General features: G+C 39.2%; 19 protein-coding genes and 1 pseudogene. 2 read left to right on the top strand and 18 right to left on the bottom strand.

The genetic code is table 11. The features are described 5' to 3' along the window. Positions 1 to 46: 46 nt before the first annotated feature. The 6 genes and pseudogenes from ACRPLQ_RS08865 to ACRPLQ_RS08840 all read right to left on the bottom strand — a co-directional run. Positions 47 to 247: pseudogene (locus tag ACRPLQ_RS08865) on the bottom strand (tetratricopeptide repeat protein); the annotation flags it as partial. A 135-nt stretch (positions 248 to 382) separates the two neighbouring features. Further along, positions 383 to 1,120, bottom strand: a complete 738-nt coding sequence (locus ACRPLQ_RS08860; protein ID WP_328157820.1) for a DUF4261 domain-containing protein — start codon at positions 1,118 to 1,120, stop codon at positions 383 to 385. Positions 1,121 to 1,389: 269 nt separating this feature from the next. Next, on the bottom strand, positions 1,390 to 1,791 hold the full coding sequence (cdiI, locus tag ACRPLQ_RS08855) for a ribonuclease toxin immunity protein CdiI (RefSeq protein WP_098999515.1): 402 nt from the start codon (positions 1,789 to 1,791) through the stop codon (positions 1,390 to 1,392). 12 nt (positions 1,792 to 1,803) lie between these two features. Next, positions 1,804 to 4,212 carry a T7SS effector LXG polymorphic toxin gene (locus ACRPLQ_RS08850; protein ID WP_432235900.1) on the bottom strand — a complete coding sequence of 803 codons (2,409 nt, stop codon included), beginning with the start codon at positions 4,210 to 4,212 and terminating at the stop codon, positions 1,804 to 1,806. A 200-nt stretch (positions 4,213 to 4,412) separates the two neighbouring features. Next, positions 4,413 to 4,685: a DUF5344 family protein gene (locus ACRPLQ_RS08845; RefSeq protein WP_045292218.1), complete on the bottom strand. Its 273-nt coding sequence runs from the start codon at positions 4,683 to 4,685 to the stop codon at positions 4,413 to 4,415. Between the two features lie 6 nt (positions 4,686 to 4,691). Continuing rightward, the gene (locus ACRPLQ_RS08840; protein ID WP_182030229.1) at positions 4,692 to 5,045 is read right to left on the bottom strand and encodes a YwqH-like family protein; all 354 of its coding nucleotides are present in this window, start codon (positions 5,043 to 5,045) and stop codon (positions 4,692 to 4,694) included. 336 nt (positions 5,046 to 5,381) lie between these two features. Between ACRPLQ_RS08840 and ACRPLQ_RS08835 the strand changes: the two genes are divergently transcribed. Next, on the top strand, positions 5,382 to 7,514 hold the full coding sequence (locus ACRPLQ_RS08835) for a GDYXXLXY domain-containing protein (RefSeq protein WP_432235899.1): 2,133 nt from the start codon (positions 5,382 to 5,384) through the stop codon (positions 7,512 to 7,514). A 221-nt stretch (positions 7,515 to 7,735) separates the two neighbouring features. Here ACRPLQ_RS08835 and abc-f read toward each other — a convergent pair whose 3' ends face one another. The 6 genes from abc-f to ACRPLQ_RS08805 form a co-directional block, all read right to left on the bottom strand. Further along, complete coding sequence (gene abc-f, locus ACRPLQ_RS08830; RefSeq protein ID WP_432235898.1) at positions 7,736 to 9,364, bottom strand: ribosomal protection-like ABC-F family protein; 1,629 nt, start codon at positions 9,362 to 9,364, stop codon at positions 7,736 to 7,738. Between the two features lie 371 nt (positions 9,365 to 9,735). After that, on the bottom strand, positions 9,736 to 11,058 hold the full coding sequence (locus ACRPLQ_RS08825) for an alpha-glucosidase/alpha-galactosidase (RefSeq protein ID WP_432235897.1): 1,323 nt from the start codon (positions 11,056 to 11,058) through the stop codon (positions 9,736 to 9,738). A 26-nt stretch (positions 11,059 to 11,084) separates the two neighbouring features. Further along, entirely contained in the window at positions 11,085 to 11,915 is an 831-nt protein-coding gene (locus tag ACRPLQ_RS08820; protein ID WP_328153024.1) for a carbohydrate ABC transporter permease, read from the bottom strand. Further along, positions 11,915 to 12,847: a carbohydrate ABC transporter permease gene (locus ACRPLQ_RS08815; RefSeq protein ID WP_432235896.1), complete on the bottom strand. Its 933-nt coding sequence runs from the start codon at positions 12,845 to 12,847 to the stop codon at positions 11,915 to 11,917. Before ACRPLQ_RS08815 ends, ACRPLQ_RS08820 begins: the two co-directional genes overlap by 1 nt. A gap of 89 nt (positions 12,848 to 12,936) precedes the next feature. Continuing rightward, positions 12,937 to 14,196, bottom strand: coding sequence for an ABC transporter substrate-binding protein (locus ACRPLQ_RS08810; RefSeq protein ID WP_033579311.1), 1,260 nt, complete (start codon positions 14,194 to 14,196; stop codon positions 12,937 to 12,939). Between the two features lie 311 nt (positions 14,197 to 14,507). Further along, positions 14,508 to 15,542: a LacI family DNA-binding transcriptional regulator gene (locus ACRPLQ_RS08805; RefSeq protein WP_182030221.1), complete on the bottom strand. Its 1,035-nt coding sequence runs from the start codon at positions 15,540 to 15,542 to the stop codon at positions 14,508 to 14,510. Between the two features lie 333 nt (positions 15,543 to 15,875). Between ACRPLQ_RS08805 and ACRPLQ_RS08800 the strand changes: the two genes are divergently transcribed. After that, positions 15,876 to 16,631, top strand: coding sequence for a hypothetical protein (locus tag ACRPLQ_RS08800; RefSeq protein ID WP_432235895.1), 756 nt, complete (start codon positions 15,876 to 15,878; stop codon positions 16,629 to 16,631). A 9-nt stretch (positions 16,632 to 16,640) separates the two neighbouring features. Here the strand turns inward: ACRPLQ_RS08800 and ACRPLQ_RS08795 are convergent, their stop codons facing one another. The 6 genes from ACRPLQ_RS08795 to ACRPLQ_RS08770 form a co-directional block, all read right to left on the bottom strand. Next, positions 16,641 to 16,856: a DUF3951 domain-containing protein gene (locus ACRPLQ_RS08795; RefSeq protein WP_034268750.1), complete on the bottom strand. Its 216-nt coding sequence runs from the start codon at positions 16,854 to 16,856 to the stop codon at positions 16,641 to 16,643. A gap of 76 nt (positions 16,857 to 16,932) precedes the next feature. Continuing rightward, positions 16,933 to 17,388 (bottom strand): GNAT family N-acetyltransferase, encoded by a 456-nt coding sequence (locus ACRPLQ_RS08790; RefSeq protein ID WP_034268754.1) that lies wholly within the window; start codon positions 17,386 to 17,388, stop codon positions 16,933 to 16,935. 16 nt (positions 17,389 to 17,404) lie between these two features. After that, on the bottom strand, positions 17,405 to 18,079 hold the full coding sequence (locus ACRPLQ_RS08785; protein ID WP_034268757.1) for an HAD family hydrolase: 675 nt from the start codon (positions 18,077 to 18,079) through the stop codon (positions 17,405 to 17,407). A gap of 134 nt (positions 18,080 to 18,213) precedes the next feature. Continuing rightward, positions 18,214 to 19,131, bottom strand: coding sequence for an alpha/beta fold hydrolase (locus ACRPLQ_RS08780; protein ID WP_232217024.1), 918 nt, complete (start codon positions 19,129 to 19,131; stop codon positions 18,214 to 18,216). A 301-nt stretch (positions 19,132 to 19,432) separates the two neighbouring features. Continuing rightward, positions 19,433 to 20,569, bottom strand: coding sequence for a glycerate kinase (locus ACRPLQ_RS08775; RefSeq protein WP_034268763.1), 1,137 nt, complete (start codon positions 20,567 to 20,569; stop codon positions 19,433 to 19,435). Positions 20,570 to 20,589: 20 nt separating this feature from the next. Continuing rightward, positions 20,590 to 21,858, bottom strand: coding sequence for a GntP family permease (locus tag ACRPLQ_RS08770; protein WP_034268766.1), 1,269 nt, complete (start codon positions 21,856 to 21,858; stop codon positions 20,590 to 20,592). Between the last annotated feature and the right edge of the window lie 10 nt (positions 21,859 to 21,868).

The raw sequence follows: 21,868 nt of genomic DNA, 5'->3' as shown, positions 1-21,868 counted from the left end.
AGCTATTAATTCGAATTCAAGGATATCTTTAACTGTAAACCAGTCACTCATACTGAGAAAAATAAGTATCTCCTAATGCTGTATAAATCCATGTACTTGTTTCCCAATTGTTCTTCGGTAACGGAACTAAATCTAGAGCAGCTATATAGCTCTCTATTGCTTTATCATCTTTTCCTTTTTCAACAAAAGCATTTCCTTCACTACATAACTTTACAATTTGGTCATACACTTGATCATTGAGTGCCAATACAAATCCCTCCCAATAATTATTTACCATCCACCTCAAATTGATATGGTAATACCACTGAACCATTAGTAGTACACTCTACATCTCCGATTAACGCTTAAAGGACAAAGTTTTTCAACCTTGTTCTTTAAATGACTAGCTTATTTTATTTAAACGCCAAACCCCATAAGGGTTATAAAAAGGGTCATCACTTTCAAACAGCACACACGATTCTTCCCTTAATTGAAAAACCGGAGCTTTAGGATTAACACTAAATGTTTCTCCACTATTAAATACAGGATTTTCGATCAACGTATATAGGCAAAAGGTTTGAAACAACTCTACTGTTTCAGCTGGATTGGTATTAGATGTAGATGTTAGTAAATCTTTATAGCCAAAATTATGCATACCACAGGTGTAAAACACATCTTCTTCTCTAGACATTTGAACGAAAGCAGCAAATGCTCTGTTCTCTGTACCATTGTTAACGTATTCTAACCAATTATCTTTGGTAGTGGCCTTTCCAGATGACTCAACGTTCACTGCTAAACCGCCCGATTGAAGGACTGCCTTCCCGACACTTATAATTTCAAAAACTTGCTCAAGTGATCCACCTTCTGCAATAATATATGCCATACTACGGTGATTTTGAAGGGTTTCAATATCATCTTTAGTAAATGTCCCATTTCCACAAAGCTCAAACGCTTCAGCTACATGAGGAATATGTTCATTAACAAATTCCACTTGATAAAAATATTCAGGCGTCTGTAATTTGCCTATATGTTCCCCTAGGTATACAAACTCTTGTTGACTTTCGTTAAATTTGTCTTTAAATGCTTGTCTATCTTTCCATGTGCCCGGTATTCCCAAAATAATTTTCGGATTATTTTCCACGCTCTCACCCACTTATAATAAATTAATTTATTGCTAGCTGTTCTTCAAAAATAGCTCAATTCGCTTAATTTGAATAGCATGCATAGATTCTTCTTTGAGTTTTTCAAGATTTTTTTGTAATTTGTCTAATGGTTTTTATAGTTTTCAAGAAAAAAGCACTTCTGGATTTATTCAGAAGTGCTTTTACTATCCCTTATTTAATAAGCATATTTGCCTTTAGTTTTCATCAACAACTCTTCAATAATCTCTTTTTTAAAGAGAGGAATCAATTAACCTTTTATATTATATTTATCTTTTATCTTAAAAAGAAGTTCTTTCACGTTTTCAGTACGCTCAGGATGTTTTTTAATGTAAAATTGGCATGCAGTTTGAAGATATTTACATAACTCTTCATAATCTACAATATTTTCTATTTCTTCATCTACACCATAGTAGAATAGAACTCTATTTTCTCCAAAAAATTCTTCATCATCTCTATCAAATTCATCTGAATATACTACACCCATATAATCCCGTCTTTCGACATATTCCTCCAAAAAGCCTTCTAGTATCCTAACAAAGTCATACTCCATTACAAAATCACCAAGCACATCAATAACTGAACCTTTATGGAGTCCTTGCTCCTCATACATTCGAATCAACTTATTTTTATCATCAAAAACAGTACTCATTGTATTATCTCCTTAGTTCTGTCCAAATTTCAACACTGGATAAAAATTTTCTATTTCCCCGGTATCAGTATTTTTAAATCCTTCAAACTTCAATCCATTACTTGAAACTCCCCGAATCATTTGTTTATTTGTCTGGCCTTTTAATTGTTTAACTCTTGACGATTCAATACCTTCCTCCATTGCTTCATTCCCCAATCGAACAATTTCGTCACTGGATATTAAAGCAGGGTCATAAACCGTTTTCTTATGAGGAGGTTTATCTTCCTTTGGTACAAATTTAAATTCTCCGGTTCCTTGTCCTCTATAATCTTTTATCTCAACTTTTAATCTATACTCTATATCGTATACCCCTTTAACATCTGGATGCTCATCCTTCTTAACTTCATCTAATTTATATTGATCACTATTATCAAAGTATTTTTTAAATTCATCATAGTTATGTCCGCCACTTACACCGTGACGTTTTGTACACTTTTCTACTTTCCCAGTTAAATGCTCAATATAGTAGCCTTCTTTATATCTTATATTCCCCTTAACCACCGCATCCTGATCATAAACCCCTTCAACATCCGCTTTACCACCAGGTTTTTCCACTTTATCCAACACTTTGGACTGACCTTTCGAAACATTCCCCATCTTATACGTCGTTAATCCATTTAACGCTTCACCAACGGTCTTTCCAGGTAACGCCTCTCCTATTCCTACCAGTTGAGGTCGAGGACGTAAAGTAGGTATCTCAGCATCTAGTAAAGGTTGAAGCTGCTTTTGAACAGGTTCATACACCTTCTTCGACCAATTGCTTGCTGCTTTTGGGCTGACGACATTCCGCATGTCACTCAATGTTTTGGTGGCTTTATATGCAGGTACACGCGGAACGTTTGTTACCATTGGAACAGCTTTTACGGCACCTACTGGTTTCGCTCCTCCAATTATACTTGCAAACAGAATCATGCTGTTTTCCCAGTGCTCTTTTGAAAGAGGTTTGTCAGGATTAAGTGCCTGCTGCCCTACATCTAGAAGTCCCATCGTTGCGTGATTGACAAAGTCATACGGTGAATCAAACGATTTTTCCCCTCTTTCATCCAATCCTTCTTTGAGAGCGATAGCTCCATCAAACCCACCTACCGTCACAAGGTTTCCAAAGTCATACCAGGAGTTGTCCCATTTATCTAACCGCTGTTCTATTACGGTCAAAAAGTCTTGTGCTACTCCTTTATTACCCGTAACTGTACCTTTTGCTAAGGTGACAGCACCTTCTCCTACGTCCTTGACTAAAGCTTTTATACCGGTTTCTTCTTTTTTAGCTTTAGGATTTTCACAGATTTCTGTAAAGTCAAAGGATTCAGCTGTTTTTTTAGTCCCAACACTCCTAATCTGCCCCTGACGCACCACCGACTGCATAAGCATTCCCTCAACGCTCGTAGCGTTTTGAAGAATCTGTTGAGACGTTAGCATGCCCACAGTTGAAGAATCGTTGAGCGCCTGCAGGTATGGACTTTTTTCTAGTTCCACTGCTTGCTCTGCAGGTGACAGTTCCGCTAGTTTTTTCATGTTAGCAGGTGCTGTATCCTGCTGAATTTGCGTTAGCACTTCTCTTATGTAAGGCGAGTTTTTTTCAAGCTTGTGAATTTCTTTTAACTGTTCAGCAGGCGTCATTGCTTGAAGCTGAATCAGTTTTTCAATGCCTACTTCCTTTATCACTTTCTCTTGTTTTTCTTTTCTTGTCAAGGTTGTTGGAATGCCTTTTTCAAAAACCGAGACGCCTCCTGAATCGGTCATCGCTTTTTTCGCCAACGCGCTCAGCTCACTTACATTGCCCGGCTGAATGGAACCATTTTGAAACCCAGCTTTCACTTTAGAAAGCAGCGAATTTAAAGACGTCAGCTGATCTTGAATGACTGAAAGGCTTTGCGTTTGCTGTTCGTCAAAACGGACTAAACCATTCATCGTTTTGTCCGCTTTGTTTTTTGCTTGTTCTACTTCTGTTAAAAAACCTTGGTCGTTAAGCGCTGAAACAGAAGCAAGGTGACTGACTTTTTGAATCGCTGCATTCGCTTGATCGACAAGCGAGACGGTTGTATTTCTTGTTTGATTTAAATGCGCGGGAATAGTGCCTTGCAGAAAGGGCTGCGTAATGTAGCCGTCTTCGCTCGGTTCGAATGAGCGCAGCGCATGTGTGATTTGAGTTAGTCGAGCTTCATAGGAAGTGAGTAATGAATGATACAGCGTTAAAAAAGAAGCATGTCCCGTTTCGTAAAAAGACCGAATCGCTTCTCCTCCTTTTCCTTTAAACGCATCATCTAAGCTTGAAAATGCCTGAACCTGTGAAATCAGGCCCTGAATTTGTTCTTTTTGACTTTTAATAGAGTCTAAGATAGCTTGAATATTTTCGTGAAAAGCATCGACATCAAGTGTTTTCAATAACCTGTAACCTCCTAGCTGTATCGATGTAGAAAAACAACGAACGGTTAACGAACAAGCGCCCGTCATTTTTCTAAACCTAAGCGGACGCTCCTCTTTATAAGGCTTGCATCATCCGCTAGGTAAAACCTTTTTATTTGAATGCCAAATCTATGCTGGTTGAAAGGTTGTTTTTGATAGCTTTATATAAAATATGAACATTATTTAGCGGCGTTTGCAGCTTTTTCATCTGCTTCTTTTATGGACTGCACGGATTTTTTGGTGGCGTTCAAATCATCGAGGAGCGTTTGCTTGTAGTCCACAATTAACGTTTGCAGCTGCTGGTTCAGCTGGTTTAATTCATCGAGCACCGCTAGATCTTGTCCGCTTCCTACGTGAAACGGAAAAAGCGGCTGGAACTGCTGCGCAGCAGCGCTTAGGTCACTAAGCGTTCTATTAATTTCACCATCTATTACTTTAATTTCGTCTGCCATATTGCATCACACCTTATCTTTTGCTTCGTCTTCTTGCATTTTAATGGCGCGTTCCATCCCTTGTATATCCGATTGAAGCGCCGTAATTTTTGCTTCAATTGTCGCAAGGGCATCCGTCAGCTGACGGGTCAGCAAATCATCGTATTCGTCTAACATAGCGGTGCGGATGTCTTCAAACCCAACAGCAAGGCTGCCTGACCAAGTGTCGGAAGTGAGCTCTGGTTCTTTTACCTTTTCCTTTGCACGTTCAAGCTCGCCTTTAACTTCCGTTAACGTGTTTTTACTAGCGGTAAGCTGCTGGATATCTTCATGTGCCTGCTTCACTTGGGTATACAGATGAGCAACAAACATCTCATTCATATGATGACACTTCCTTTATATCTATCTCTTGGTTCTTCTAACAGTAATTCCCTTTTATAGCTTATCAAATAAAGAAAGAGAGCACATCGGCACGTTTTCTTATATTTTTTGGGAATAATGTAGGTTTTTAGTTCAATACCCACTCTTCAGGATAAAATAACCAAAACTATCTTACTATTGACAATTTATCAAGATTTTCGAACTACTTCATGTGTTATTTCCATGCCACTAAAAGGTCTTTTTACACAATTTTTTTGTTAAAACGCATTCATTCTTTCTATTTCCAAATATTTAAACATGCGCTAGTATATACATAATATAAAGAGGAGGTTGAGTATGAGAGAAAAGCTCGTAAGACTCGGTTATTTACTGGGGTTGGCTCTTGTTTTGTCCAGCATTTTATATTTCTTTGCATCGAACTGGCAAGGCTTTGACCGCTACACTAAAATTGCGCTGAGCGTGGGGCTGATGCTGCTGTTTTACGGAAGTGCATTTGCGGTGCGAAAGCTGCTTCCTCAGCAGGCGTTTTTAAGTCACTGGACGCTTTTGGCCGGCGCTCTTTCATTTGGATTAAGCATCGCGCTTCTTTCTCAAATTTACAACACGCACGCTGAATCGTACTGGCTGTTTTTAATTTGGCTTGTGCCGATTATTTTGTTTAGCTTTTTTACAAAGTATCAGCCGTTTTACGTGTTATCGTTTGTTTTATTTCAATTCACCATGGCTTTTTTTATTTCACCAACAGGCGCAGTTTCACAGCGAGGCGAACACGAGACGCTTTTACTTTACGCAGGAATGGCGTTTGTGAACTTACTCATCTTTTGGATCATAAAAAAGAAACAGCGCTCGTCTCCTGTGATCATGTATGCAGCGTTTTGTTTGTTTCACTACATTTTTTTAACTATCTCCCTGCCGGATTTCACAGGCAGCTCTAGCTTACGGATGGGTCTTATTATTTTTTATTTGCTGTTTTTACTAAGCTCCTTGTTTTATTTTTCAAAAGTGGAGCCGCAAAGGTCATTTTTAGGGATTTCCATTGTGGCATTTGCTTTATTTGTTATTGAACAGTTTTTCTCTTTTATTTTTAAACACTACGCTGAATGGTCACTGTTCTTAGCTTTAGGATTCGTGATTTTATTTATTGGTGCAAGCGTATGGTTTGTCAAATGGCTCACTACCAACACGTCAGCACAAAAAACCTCGCTCCGCGTCATCAAACGAATAGCGGTGATTGGGATTACGGCTATTGCATCGGTCATCGGCAGCAGCTCTTTAGGAGGACTTGTCACACTTATTACAGGAACGTACCCAACAAACGGAATGCTTGTGATTGGCGTTTTGCTGATTGTGGCATGTTATTTGATTAAAGCAGATATTCCAACCGTGAAATATACGCTTTTAATGATGGGCGTATTAATTAGCGGCGGCGCTTCTTTTTTTGTGAACGACATTCTGTTTTTTATCTACGTCATCGCACTTGTAGCGCTTTTAGTATTCACAAAGCATATGCCCGTTCGCCTGCTGCTTTTTGTGCTAGTGCAAGGGCTTCTGTTAATAAAGGTTCCGACTGCTTACTATGACACTATCAAAATAGATTATGTGCTGCTCGCTTTGTTTCTATTAAATGCCGCTGTGTACGCGATAAACGTACACCACGCGTTTAAAAAAGCGGCGCTGCTTCTTGCTTTTATCTTTTTACTGTCGCTGACTGAATTAAGCGAACCTTCTTTTTTAAATATCATTTACTGCACGGTGTTTTTTGTGATTTCGACCGTCTTTTTATTTGTGACGGTACGAAAAGAGCCAAAATATGATTTTATTGTTGGCATGATCTTCTGGTTTGTTTTTTTAGCGATGAAATATTACGACTTTGTGTGGGATTTATTTAATAAATCACTTGTGCTCGTTATTTTAGGTCTTATCTTTCTTTTCCTAAGCAGGAAATGGGACCTGTCAACGCCCGATCAGCCGCAGCCGTCGTTTCTTGACCGCAGCCGAACCGCTGTATGGATCATCATTCTTGTTCAGCTTATTATGCTGGGCGGCATTTTCACTAAAAACGAAGTGCTTCTTCAAAACGGAAAAGAAATTAAGCTCGCTTTACAGCCGATCGATCCGCGCTCGCTGCTGCAAGGCGATTACGTTGAGCTGACTTACGACATTGCGCACGTTACCTTACCTCATGTGAAAGACGGTGAAAAAGTGAAGCTCGTTCTTCGTCCTAACAAACAAGGCGTGTATGAATACGCAAAAATCTACCAAGCGGATGATGACTGGAATAAGCCGTATACTTCTAAAAAGAAAGACGTTGTCATTACGGGGAAGTATCACGACTGGGGAATTCAGTACGGAATTGAACATTACTTTATTCCAGAAGGAACTGGCAGCAAAGTGGAAAGCGAAGCTCGTTTCGCTACTGTACGCGTTGGAAAAAATGGAGATGCGATCGTTACAAAAGTAGGCAAATAAAAAAGCAGCCGCTTCAACATTGAAGCGGCTGCTTTTTGTTTTAATTGATAAATACGCCGATGATCATCGTTAGAGTAAGAATCACAAAGAAAATAATGATTCCATAGCCAATCCATTTTATTCTTTTGGGCGTTCCTTTTACATTCATATCCGTTAATTTTCCTTCAATACGCTTTTGATGTTCAGTAACATCATTGTATTCATTGTTAGGTGAAGTGATATTACCCTTCCTTTCTATTTAATCGTTTTCTTTCTTCTAAAAGCTCTTCGTATCTTTTTTCAAGACGCTGCTTGTCTTTTCCTTCTGGGGTGATAGAAAGCTCGCTAATCACTTTTGTTAATTCTAGTTGAAGCGCAAGTTTCTCGGCTTCATTTTGCTGCTGTGACGCTTTTTTGCTTTTACCCGTGTCTTCAATCGCCGCGAGATCCGCTTTGGACTGTTTTAACGTCAAAACATGCGTCGCAAGCTTTTTAACAAAATAGCGGTCGTGCGTCACAAATAAAATCGTCCCTGGATAAGCTTTTAACACTTCTTGAAGCGCTTCTTTTGTATGAAGATCAAGATAGTTGGTCGGTTCATCTAAAAGAAGAACGTTATAGTTTCCTAAAAAGACTTTTGCTAATGCCGTTTTGACTCGTTCTCCTCCGCTTAGCATCTCTACTTTTTTATACACGTCTTCACGTTTAAAAAGTAAGCGTGATAGTACCGTACGAATAAACTGTTCAGTGTACGGACTGTCTTCTTTAATGTTTTCTAAAATGCTTTTAGCGGGATCTAGATTTTCAAGGCGCTGATGGAAAAAGCCGAGTTTTACAGGCTTCGCAACCGTGATGCCTTCTGTTCGCTGCTCAATCATATTCAGCAGCGTAGATTTTCCGGCGCCGTTTTTGCCGACAATCGCTACTTTCGCTCCTGGCTTCACACCGCCTTTTAGATTTTGAAACAACATATGATTACCAGCTGATGCTGATACTTTGTCAAAGCTCAGTACCTGCTTGCTGTGCACTTGGTGAAACTGCGATAGGTCAAAATGAATTTCTTCCATTTCTTTTGGCTTTTCTTTTTTCTCCAGCTTTTCAATTCTTGTTTCAATCGCTTTTGCGCTTCTATCTAGCTTCGCTTTTTGTTTTCCGACCGCTCGCTTATGAAGTCTCGCTTCAGAATTGCCCATGCGGCTCGGCGCTTTTTTAAGCGACTTTGATTTTTGGCTTTTTTCTTCAGACGCCAGTTCAAGCCGCTGCTTTTCTTGTACATACTGTTCGTATTCAAACTGCTGTCTTTCAACCGCATGTTTTTTTTGCGTCACATATTCTTGATAATTGCCTTCATAACAGTTAATTTTGCCGTCTTCTAATTCCCATATGGACGTACAAAGGCGATTTAATAATTCTCGGTCATGTGAAATCAGCAGCAGACTGCCTGTAAAAGACTTCATTTCTTCTTCAAATTTCTCTACGCCTTTTACATCTAAGTGGCTCGTTGGCTCGTCGGCTGCAAGCAGTTCCGCGCCGGATGAAAGAGCAGATGCAATTTTCTTTCTTGTTTCTTCTCCTCCGCTAAGAAAGTCCGCTTCAGTTGGCACACTCCACTGACTTTTCATCTCAGGAGAAACGGCAGATGTAGGTTGAACATCAAGCTGCGGAATCAGTGAGGAACGGCCATATGTTTGCACAATCCCTTGATCTGGACTCATTTTTTTCATTAAAATATGAAGCAACGTCGATTTGCCTTCTCCGTTTTTCCCAACAATTCCAATTCGCTCTCCGCGATGTACTTGAAGTTTCTCTGCTTGAAACAGCAGGCGATCTCCATAGCTTTTTTCAATATTTATAGCTTCTAACAATAACATAAAAAAACCTCCCTAGGATTTCTAGAGAGGATTAGAGGTCATAATTAGGCATACGCAAATATGCACCCTTTTATAGAGTAAAAAAAGGGAGAAATCACTTCATATAAGACATATAGAAATGGCACCTAAAAATGTACAGACTAATCCTATCTAGACAAATGTTCATTTAAAATAAAGTTTTAAAAGAATGTCTAAAAAAATAGGATTACTTATCCATTGTCTACGGTACCTTTCCTTTCTTAGTATAAAATGACTTGCTTCTTACAGTGTATGATGAATATTTTTAAATGTCAATATAGATTTGGATGATATTCCCTTCTTTTCCTAAGTACAAAAGAATCCTCAGCTGATCTCAGCCGAGGATTCTTTTCTTACACGTATTGGTTCACTTTCCCTGTAAAGTCAGGCAGCCACTCACCGTGGGCTTCAATTAAATCATCGCACATACGAATGATGTCATCCATGGATAATTCCGCATTTGTATGAGGATCTAGCATCGCTGCTTGATAGATGTGCTCTCTTTTTCTAGTGACAGCTGCTTCAATAGTTAATAATTGCGTATTAATATTCGTGCGATTTAACGCCGCAAGCTGCTCTGGTAAATCTCCTACATAAGTCGGCATAATACCGCTTCGGTCTACAACACATGGAACTTCTACACACGCTTTTGTCGGCAGGTTACTAATTAAGCCTCCGGTATTTAATACGTTACCCGCAAATTTAAACGGCACGTTTGTCTCCATTGCTTCAATAATTCTAGAGCCGTACTCATGCGAACGTGTATGAGTTAACTGACTGTTGTTAACCATTTCTTCTCTCATGGATTCCCAATTGCTGATTTGCTCTTCGCATCGGCGCGGATATTCATCAAGAGGGATGTTAAACTGATCAACAAGATTTGGATATTTATGTTTAATAAAGTATGGATGATATTCTGCGTTATGCTCAGACGATTCGGTAATATAATAACCGAACTTATCCATTAGCTCAAAACGCACCATATCATGATGCTTTGTTCTTTGTTTTTCTTTTGCCAGACGCTTGATTTCTGGGTATAAGTCTTGTCCATCTCTTTTTACTTCTAGCAGCCATGCCATATGGTTAATGCCTGCGATTTTCTCTTGTATTCCTTCATGATCCATTCCGAGAGAATCAAATAAATCTTTTGTACATACTTGAACACTGTGACAAAGGCCTACCGTCTTTACATTTGTATAGCGCAGCATTGCACCCGTTAGTGTTGCCATTGGATTGGTGTAATTTAAAAACAGCGCATCCGGACATACTTCTTCAATATCTTTTGCAAAATCAAACAGCACTGGAATCGTGCGCAGTGATCTGAAGATTCCTCCAATTCCTACTGTATCTCCAATCGTCTGACGCAAGCCGTATTTTTTAGGAATTTCAAAATCAATGACGGTGCTTGGTTTGTATCCGCCTACTTGAATCGCGTTAATCACATACTTTGCTCCTGTTAAAGCTTCTCTGCGGTTCAAATAGGCTTTAACCGTAATATCCACTTTGTAGTTTTCTTTTAGATTGTTTAGCATATTTTCCGAATCTCTTAAACGCTCGGCATCTATATCGTAAAGTGCAAACTCAAAGCCAGCTAAAGCAGGCACAAACATGCAGTCTCCTAAAATATTTTTTGCAAAAACTGTACTTCCCGCTCCGATAAATGTGATTTTAGACATCGTCATCTTCCTTCCTCGTATTGGTTTTATCCTTTTACAGATCCTGATGAAAGCCCTGCAATAAAGTATTTTTGTAGCACTAAAAATAAAATGGTCATTGGAAGCATCGCAATGATCGCAGCTGCTCCTACTAAGCTAAGATTATTTTGATTTTCGGCAAAAAAGCTCGCTAACGTAACGGTTAATGTATGCATTTCCTTATCTTGAAGGAAGAAAATTGCAAACTGATAGTCGTTCCAAATATAGACGCTTGCAATAATTAAAATAGACGCAGTGACAGGCTTTAGCAGCGGAAATACGATTTTAAAGAAAATCGTTAACGTGCCGGCCCCGTCAATTCTTGCTGCTTCCTCGAGCTCTTTAGAAATAGTGGAGCGAATGAAGCTGGCATATAAAAAGATCGTTAGCGGCAAAAATGCTGCGACATTATTTAAAATAGCAATTTGATACGTGTTCATCATCCCCATATTCACAACCATTTTGTACAGCGGAACTAGCGCTGTTAAAGGCGGTATTACCATCACGGCGATAAAGATAAAATAGACGTACTTATTTAGTTTCGTTTGGCGTCGCGCTAAAGGATACGCAGCCATTGATCCTAAAAAAATAAGCAGAATCGCCGAAACGAACGTAATGATAAATGTATTAACAAAAGAATTTCCTAAGTTCGCTTGCTCCCAAGCCGATGTGAAATTTTCAAGGTGTATGCTTTTTGGAAATACCCATTTTGAACTAAAATCCCCGGTTGCCTTTAAAGAAGTCGTAACTAGAATATAAAAAGGGACAATATGAACGAGCGTTATACAAAGCGCTAGAAAGGTAAAAAATCGTTTTTTCCGTTTATTTGTATAGTCCATCACGCTTCTGTCTCCTTTCGCTTAAAGTACACAAGTGCTGATAAGCTAATGACTAAAATAATGAGCGCCATGCACACACCTTGAGTTGCAGCATAGCCGGCGTCCTGTCTTCTAAAATATAAATCATACATAAAAGTAGACATTGACTGCGATGCATCTCCAGGCCCTCCTCCTGTCAGCGCAACAATGACGTCAAACAGTTTTAAACCTCCGATAATATTTAAAACGACGTTAATTGTAATCGAAGGCATGAGCAGTGGAAGCGTAATGTTTTTAAACTGCTGAAGAGCCGATGCTCCGTCAAGCTGCGCCGCTTCGTAATAATCTTTTGAAATACTTTGCAGCCCCGCTAAATAAATAATCATCGCAATTCCAACGAATTGATACGTATTGACGAACACAATAATCCAAGAGTTAAGCTCCGGAGTCCCCAAAGCATTAATCTTCTCAAAGCCTAAAAATACAAGAAGGTCATTTAAAGCGCCTCCTTGGTAGGCAAAAAAGAAGTACCAGATATACCCCATAATAATTGGGCTGATAATAACTGGAAGGTAGACAATTGTTCTTGTTACAGCTTTCATTTTAATGCTTTGATTGAGAAGCAAAGCATACAACAAGCCAATAATGTTTTGGAAAATTGTACTGCCTATTCCGTAGAGCAGCGTATTTTTTATCACAAGCCAAGTCGTTGGGTCTGCAAGCAAACGTTTATACTGCTGGAGCCCAATCCAATCGTATGTTTGTGAAAATCCATTCCAATTAGTAAAGGAAAGTCTAATTCCGTTAATAAAAGGATAGATAATAAAAACGGTGATAATTACTAAGCCGGGAAGGTACATCCACCATAAAGAAGACTCTGTTTTTAATTTTTTCTTTCGTTTTTCCGTATCTCTTACTACGGAAACCAACTCTTTCCTGACTATTTCATTCATCGTGTTCACTCCTATTTCAGCTTGTGTTGAAAAGAAGCAGAAGACTATCTCCCTGCTTCTTAGCGAACAAGGAACTTTTGCACACTATTTTATTGTTTACTGAGACGCTTGTACTCTTTTTCCATCTCTTTTGATAATTGCTTTGGCGTTAAACTTCCCGCTAGCAATTCTTGACCTGTAGAAGACATCACTGCCCACATACCGCTCGGTAAATACTTTCGGTCGAAGTATGGCTCAACTTTAATATCGCTATACTTATCGTAGTATTCAGAGTAGTAGTTTTGGGTTTTATTGTTTGTCAGAGCCGATGCTGAAGACGTTCCTTCGGCAATCTTTTTGGCAACTTCCGGCTGTGACACAAATTCAATAAATTTTTTCGCTTCTTTAAGGTGCTTAGAATCCTTCCACGCAGCAAGGGTAAAGCGCTCTCCGCCAATCCAGCTTTGCGTGCCCCCTTTATGAATAGCAGGCACCGGTACCGTTCCTACTTTTACTTCAGGATTTAATTCTGTTGCATCCGGTCCAAGAGATCCGCCCACAAATGTAAAAGCAATTTTATTTTGAGCCATTAATTCCGTTGCTTGAGATACTTTTGCGGTTAATACATCTTCATTCAGCAGCCCTTTTTTCTTCATTTTTGCCATTGTTTCCGCTAGAGGCGTATAGTTTGACCAATTGAATGTCCCTTTTTCCAACTGCTTAGCATAGTTCTTATTTTTTGCTGTAATAAGCTGAGGTGTAGCCAGCTGATCAAACACTTGAGCAATATTGCCATTTTCCCCTCCTGGGATCCATAGAGGCGCTACTTCTCCTTTGCTTTTCTTTTTTACTGTTTCTAACGCTGTTATAAATTCATCCATTGTGTTAGGAGGCTTTATTCCGTATTTTTCTAACAGCGTCGCATTATAGCTAATTCCGTCTTTTGCTTGATTTAAAGGATACGCATACACTTTGCCGCTTTTATCTTTTAAAATTTGATTTAGCGCCGGATCCAAATGCTGAACCCAATCCATATCTTTTAAATCTGCTACATACTCCCCGTAGCGAAGCTGAGACCAGCCGTGCGTATCAAATAAATCAGGCATATCATTTGCACCCATTTTCACACGAAGCATATCTTCATAGCCGTTACCCGGAAAATTCGCATCAATTTTAATATCTGGATTTTGTTTTTCAAATTCTGTAATCGCGTTTTGAAGCGCTTTTCTCTCGCCTTTATTACTCATCGTAGAAAAAAGCGTTAGCGTTGTTTTCCCATTTCCGCCTGTTGCCGCTTCTTTATTTCCGCAGCCCGCTGCCACAACAGAAAAGACTAGTAATAGAACAAAAAGATACGTAAGCTTTTTCATTTATCTTTTTTCCTCCTTATACTCTATCAAGACACAAATAACTGAATATTCAGTTATTTGTACATAGACAAATTCATTGCACAACGAAATAAAGTCACTTATAATTTAATCCTATACTTTTACAAAGGTTCAAAGAGTCCTAGAAATGAAAAAGCTTTTTCATCTACATATTTATCTGCCAATAAGTATGTAGTTTCTAGGGCTTTTTAACCTGCCTTTTTTATGATTTTTTCTATTTTTCTTCCCCCTTATCACTCTTTATGTATGAATTCTGCTTTTCTATCACCCCCTTTCAAGTTATAACTTTTAGGTTACTGCTTCTTGAGCAAAGCTCCGCAGCTTTCACGGTAAATTAGTTTGGTCGGCACCATGACTTTTAAAGGAATGGACCTGCCGCTTAACCGATCTACTAGCATTTTAACAGCCTGCCTTCCCATTTCTTCGGTATATACTTTAACTGTGGTGAGCGGCGTGCTCGCAAATGCTGCGACATCCACATCATCAAAGCTTACAATCGCTACGTCTTCAGGAACCTTTATATTTGATTGCTGCAGGGCACGCATCGCTCCTATCGCCATTGCATCACTTGCGATAAAAAATGCCTCAGGAAGATTTCCTTGCTTAATCGCTTGTCCCATCAGCTCATATCCTTCATTCATTGAATATTCGCCGACATAAACTTTCTCAGAATCGAACAGGCCTTTTTCATGCATAACGCTTTCAAAAACCGTTTGACGCTGATCTTCAATAATAGAACTTCCATTGATATAATGTTCTCTTTCTGTCCCTCCGATATAGCCAATTCTTTTATAACCGAGGTCAAATAAATGATTTAATGCATGTTTAGTAGCTTTCTCAAAATCAATCATGACCGAATCGTACAAATCCTCATCCGCTTTGTGATTGATAAAAACAATAGTATCTAAATGATTGCTCACTTCTTGAACCGTTTCTGGACTAACTCTTCCCACTACAATTACTCCATCAAGATCCTGCAGCAGCTCTTCTTGCTTCATGCCTTTTAGTCTAAATGACTTTACTGTAAAAATTTCTTTTTCTGCGCATTCACTCTCTATTCCATGGCGAATAGAAGAGAAAAAAGGGTCTACTAACTCTTCTTCAAGGGATTGAGCAAAAATGATACCTATCCTTGGAGCTTCTATGTCTTTTCCGTTTGCCGTTCCTTTTCGTATCTTCACGGGTGTATATTGCAGCTCCTTGGCTGCATGAAGAATGCGCTCACGAGTAACCTCAGATACAGAAAGCGTATGATCATTATTTAGTACTCTGGATACGGTTGAACTGGAAACATTAGCGTACGCCGCTATATCTTTTAAAGTTGCCATCTTTTTACCTCTCTATTATAATCTTCTATTTTTACTAAATATTTATCTCTTATATTGGAAGAATAGCACATTAATAAAACGCTTTCAATAAATAATTTTAAAATTTCAGTAAATTTATTAAAATATCCTCCAAAATTCTTCATTTCTTTTGCTAGTTCCGCCGTTAAAATGACAAAATCACTGCTATTACTACTTTATTTTTATCACACTGCACTAAAACTTAAGTAAACTTTTAGTAAATATTAATTTTCGTAAGAATTTGTTCATATTTGATATAAAACGGTTTGTTGGGGAAAATAAAAGGAGAAATACTGATAAGGAAAGAGAGAGCCTATGATTAGCCAACATTCTTATTTTCAACAATGTCTGCCTGCCCTTCAACAATTACATAATATGAATTTCACGAAAGAACAGCTGTTGCAAAAAGACTTTTTAATCGCTCAAGAACATGAACTAAGCATGTACTACTCGCCCCATAACGATTACATAAATCCGGACGCTCATATTATTATTGCCGGCATCACACCAGGGTGGTTTCAAATGAAAACTGCTTTTAAACAATGCGTTTCCAGCCAGTCTCATCACCATCCCCTTGAACAAGTGCTGTACGAAACAAAAAAAGCCGCGAGCTTTAGCGGAACGATGAGAGTAAATTTAATAGACATGTTAGACAGGTGCGGCGTTCAAAAAGCGATCGGTATGGACAGTGCCGCTGAGTTATTTGCTTCACAGCGAGATATGCTGCATACCACGTCCGTATTAAAGTATCCTGTGTTTTACAAAGGAAAAAACTATACGGGTCATCAGCCGCCAATTGAACGATCAGCGCTTCTTTCACACTATGCTTTTGAAGTGTTTCCACAGGAATTGAACGAAATAAAAAATCCATGCTTAATCATTCCGCTAGGAAAAGCAGTTGAAAATGTTTTAAGAAAACTTTCGCGTGAATTTTCGTTTTCTCGGCATACGTATTTATTTGGCTTTCCTCACCCATCCGGAGCAAACGGACATCGAAAACGGATATTTGAAGAACACCTAAGTGAATTTACGGAAATTGTGGAGGGGTGGGCTGTAAACAGAAGGAGTTGAAAATGACCTTTAGCTCTTTCTGTTTACAACATCTCCTTCTTTTTCTTCTATTTCTCGTTCATTTTGTTCTTCGTGAAACTCTTCTTCTGTTTGTGCAGCAAGATAGTCAAACGGCGTATAGTAATTACGAGGAAGCTTTCGGTGCCAAACTGTTTTAACAATAATAATCATCAGCGGAATACTCACCGTTAAAATAGCGACTAAAACTAGTAGCGAAAAAATCATAAATTATTTCCTCCTGCTTTATAAACCGTTCCTCCTGGAACAACAAAACGGATACCCTACACCCATTCACTTATATTCAATCTACATTTACCGCCATCAGTATACGAGATTCATGAGTGACAAAACCGTTTTTTTCAAAAAAACGTTCTGGTTTGCCTTGGCCTCCTTCAGTAGAAACGTAGACTTCTTTCACTTCTTTTTGTATAAGTAACTCGTTAAGGAAAGATAAAAGACTCGTTCCTATGCCAGTTTGCTGAGTGCTGCTTAACACACAAATTTCATTTACATAAAACGTCTTATAGTTCGCCCACTGTTCTTCATTTCCTACTATAAATCCTATGAGTTTATTATTTTCACTATGAAAGAAACCTATCCCTATGTAACCTGGAGTTTTACTGATATCGTATAAACGAGCATAAGCAGTGTTTATACTCCAAGGCTCATTCCACGGTGACCCACTAAAAACATTTGTATAGATGATTGCTGCTTCTTCTAATTCTTTATCGGTTAGTAAACGAACTTGACTTTTCATCATTGCTCCCCTTTTCTCAACAGGTCTCTTGAAACTCATTCATAACGTTCAATAGTTCTTTTAAATCCTCTATTATATATGAATCTGTAAAACTTCCGTCAAAGAAAGCGTCTTTTTTCCATACAGCATGCATGCCCGCGCCTCTTGCGCCAAGCACATCATTTTCTGGATGATCCCCGACATATACACTTTCTTCAGCCGACACATCAAGCGCTTTTAACGCTCGCAAAAAGATATCTTTATGCGGTTTTTTAATGCCTTCTTGCTCGGAAACGAGTATAGTATCAAAATAGTGATCAATTCTAAGCGCCTTAATATTCATCCACTGAAAGTCCGTAAAACCATTTGTGATCATGCCTAGCAACAACCCTTTTTTCTTTAGCTCTTTTAGTACATGCTCCATATGTAAAAACGGAACGCAGTGAGCTGGAAAATAGTGAAGGTAATCATCTAGCATCTCTTCCCACGTCAGATTCGAAAGATCATATTCGTTCAAAAGCTGCTGATATACTTTGTCTTTCCATACGTAGCCTTTTTGATCCAGCTCGATAAATCTAGATATGTATTTCTGCTTCGGTATGTGTGCTAGCTCTTTACTATAACGCTCATACTGATCTTGAATAAAATGTTTTAACGAACTGTCTCGGTCTAATAGTGTCCCATCTAAATCAAAAATAACGGCTTTAATCATGATTTGCCTCCTCTATATATAAATCATTCCAGCGATTGGTTAATTATAACATTTATAGCTATACAGCTAACTAGATTTAATTCTTCTCTATAAAAAAGGAGACCTCTTGTTTGGACTCCTTTTTCTTATATCCTTTATTTCCTTGTACTTGAATTAATAGATGTATCTATAAAATCATTTACATATTTGCTCATTTCTCTGTACTTCGTCCAGTGTAAATAGTGATGCCCTTGTAAAACAACTAGCTTTTGCGACGATACGTGACTTAATTGGTTTTGATAAAACGTAATATTCGATTTTCCTTCTTTTGCTTCTTTATCTATTTTTCTAGTAAAAATCATTACGGGCATTTTTGAAGGAAACGACATATCGAGAGTTTTATTTATATTGTTGTTCAGTTCTTTTGCTTCATCAATGACGTTTTTGTTGTAGCCTTTCCAGCTGGAGATTGCTTTTGTCATTTTTAAATTTTTTGCTGTATACGTTCCTTCTTCGGCTAGCGGTAGATACTGATTAGGACTAGTAAGCAGGGCTAAGCGAGCAACTCCACTTGGCGCTAAAACACTCATCAAACTTGGTATATTCGGCGTTTCTTCTTTAAAATAATCCAGCGCTTTTGGCAACGTAGGGTCTATTCCAATAATTGCTTTTACTTCATCTGGATATTTATTAGCGTAATACATGCTGTACACGCCAGAAACTGAATGCGGCATTAATATATACGGACCCTTTATATTCGATTTTTGCAAAGCTTCTCTCATTTCGCTTACACTATTTTCTACCGTACGTTTTTTATTCGTAGTGTCACTCCATCCGTATCCAAATGGTTCTACTACCACAACTTTATTATCCTTCGACAGTTCATTTACTAACGGTTCAAAATCAAGTGCAGGCGCAGCCGTTCCCAAGCCGCTTAGTAGTACAATTGTATTTTCCCCTTTACCTTTTGTATATACATGAATATCTCTGCCATTAACCTCTACTAATTGACCAATAGGCGGGTACTTTTTCTTTTCCACTGCCGTCATTACTTGATTCGTTACAATCCACATGATGCATATCCCCAATATAGCTACTATCACGTTTCGTAGAATTCTCAAGAACCTAAACTTTTTTTGCACGTTTACCTCTCCTTTCCGTAAGTAGCAGTTAGTAAGCTGACGAGAATGCTAGCGAATCTTTGTAACTGCTTACTTACTATGACGCTTTAGAAAATGTTTAGTTCTATTTCCTATATAAAATTTAAAAGAATGATAGCAGCTTACTTCAGCACTAAACGAAAAAAAGGCCTCTTCTGATGAAAGAGACCTTTTACTATTTATTAAAAAGAGAACAATAAAAACTGTAACTTCTTCACTTGATGCCTAAGCGTATAACTGACGCTACGTTTTTAGCCGTTCGTTCAATGTTTTCACCCGCTTTTTCCAGCGCTTCTGACAGATCGACCGCTCCGGGCACGACGCTAAATAAAGCCGAAATACCATGTTCATACACAGCTTCGCTTCCTGCTCCAATGCTCCCTGCTATTGCTATCACCGGAACGCTATGCTTTTTTGCTGTTTTTGCTACGCCAATGGGTGTTTTTCCGTAAATGGTTTGTCCATCTATTCTTCCTTCACCGGTAATGACAAGATCGGCATCCTTAATATAGTTTTCTAGCTCAGTTGCTTTAATCACAATGTCTACACCTGGCTTTAACTCCGCAGATAAAAATGCCAGCAGCCCGCCTCCTAGCCCTCCTGCTGCTCCGGCACCAGGAACGTTCTGAATATGAATATCCATTTCTTTTTCAATAACTGCTGCGTAATGAGCTAGATTACGGTCAAGCTGTTTAACCATATCCGGAGTTGCACCTTTTTGAGGGCCAAATACCGCAGATGCTCCGGTTTCACCCGTTAACGGATTGTCTACGTCGCACGCAACTTCTACTTTGACTTCAGCAAGCCGAGAATCCAAGTTTGTCAGATCAATAGCAGCTAACTGGTTTAAACTGCCGCCTCCTTCTTTTATTTCTGCTCCGTTAGCATCAAGAAGCTTTGCCCCTAAAGCCTTTGCCATACCGGCTCCTCCATCATTTGTAGCACTTCCTCCGATGCCAATAATGATATGCTTCACTTTATGATCTAACGCTTTAAGAATCAGCTCGCCCGTTCCTCGCGTTGTGGTGATAAGCGGATTGCGTTCATCCATAGGAACATGATGAAGGCCTGAAGCGGCTGCCATTTCAATAACAGCCGTGTTGCCGTCTCCAAGAATTCCGTAAAAAGCTTCAACCTCTTTACCTAAAGGTCCGGTTACTCGCGCTTGTATAATCTCTCCACCCGTTGCGTCTACAAGCGACTGAACAGTTCCTTCTCCTCCATCTGCCATGGGTACTTTACTAATCTCCGCGTCTGGAAAATGAGCTTTTATTCCTTTTTCAACTGCTTCACAAACATGCAGAGCCGTTAAGCTTTCTTTAAATGAATCAGGTGCAATCACAATTTTCATAGAAACACTCCTTTTTGTTTTTACCCGTATAGCTTTAATACACCAAATATAAGCGTGGATACAATTGCCATAATGAGTCCAATCAGCGATTCATAAGGGATTAATTTTAAACGTTCTTTTATTTTCATATTTACACTTCCGCCCGTTGCGTGGAAAAAGCTTCCGTGCGGAAGGTGATCAAGTACGGTCGCTCCGGCATGAACCATAGCAGCTCCGGCTAAAGCAGAAACGCCTAGCTCTAAAATCGTCGATCCAAAAACTTGGCTTGCTACTGCTGTTCCTGCGGTTGTCGAAGCCGTTGCGGCTGACATAAAAATACCTGAAACCGGTGCTAAAACATAAGCAGGCAACCCAATGGCAGACAAGCCTTGAATAATAACGTCTTTTAGCTGAGAGTTAGCAATGATTCCTGCTAATGTCCCCGTTCCAAGCAGCATAATGGCTACACCTGACATTTTCCCTAACCCTGAAATAGCGTATGTATTAAGCTGTTTCCCTTTTTTCATCACAATGGCACCAACAATCCCTCCTGCGGGAAGAGCAACCATCGGATCAACATTAATATCAAAAAGCGGGCGCAGCGCCAGCAGGACGATGGTAACGATTGGCGCTATGATGGCTGTTAAAAACAGCGGCAAGCTGCTTGCATCCACTGTATCGATTTCTTCAGCTTGAACCATTGTTCCTTTTTTCACTAATCGTTTGGCTACTACATAAGTAGCTGCTACGCCGAATATAGCGGGAATAATCCCTGCGGTCATTACGGATGTAAGCGGAATATTAAATGCATCTGAAGCAGCAATGGCGTTAGGATTAGGAGACATTAAATTCCCTGCCTTTCCTCCTCCGATCATTGCTAGTAAAATAGCAGGCTTTGACATACCCGTACGTTTCGCAATAGCTAAAGCAATAGGGGCTACTGTGATCACAGCAACATCAACAAACACGCCTACTGTCGTAAGAATAAGTGTGGCTAGCGCTAGAGCTAAAAGTGCTTTTGTTTCCCCGAGTTTTTTTACAATGGTTTCTGCTATAACCGCTGCAGCACCTGATTCTATTAATACCCCGGCCAATACCCCAGCTGCAAGAATCCGCAGCACTGCGGGAATGATGCCTTGCGCTCCTTCAATCATTAAAGTAACGGTATCAGCAATATTAACTCCGCCTATCAGTCCTCCTATTAAAGCTCCGGCTATCATTCCGTATGCAGGAGCCACTTTCTTTAGAATTAATATAATGGCAATTACTAATGCACAAATCGCGCCTAATGCGCTTACTTGAACGTCCATAAAGCATCCC

This window comes from Priestia sp. TRN 1309, from assembly GCF_050846875.1.
GTDB classification, from domain to species: Bacteria; Bacillota; Bacilli; order Bacillales; family Bacillaceae_H; genus Priestia; species Priestia zanthoxyli.
The sequence above is the reverse complement of the archived record's forward strand: the minus strand, read 5'-3'. Positions and strand labels throughout refer to the sequence as shown.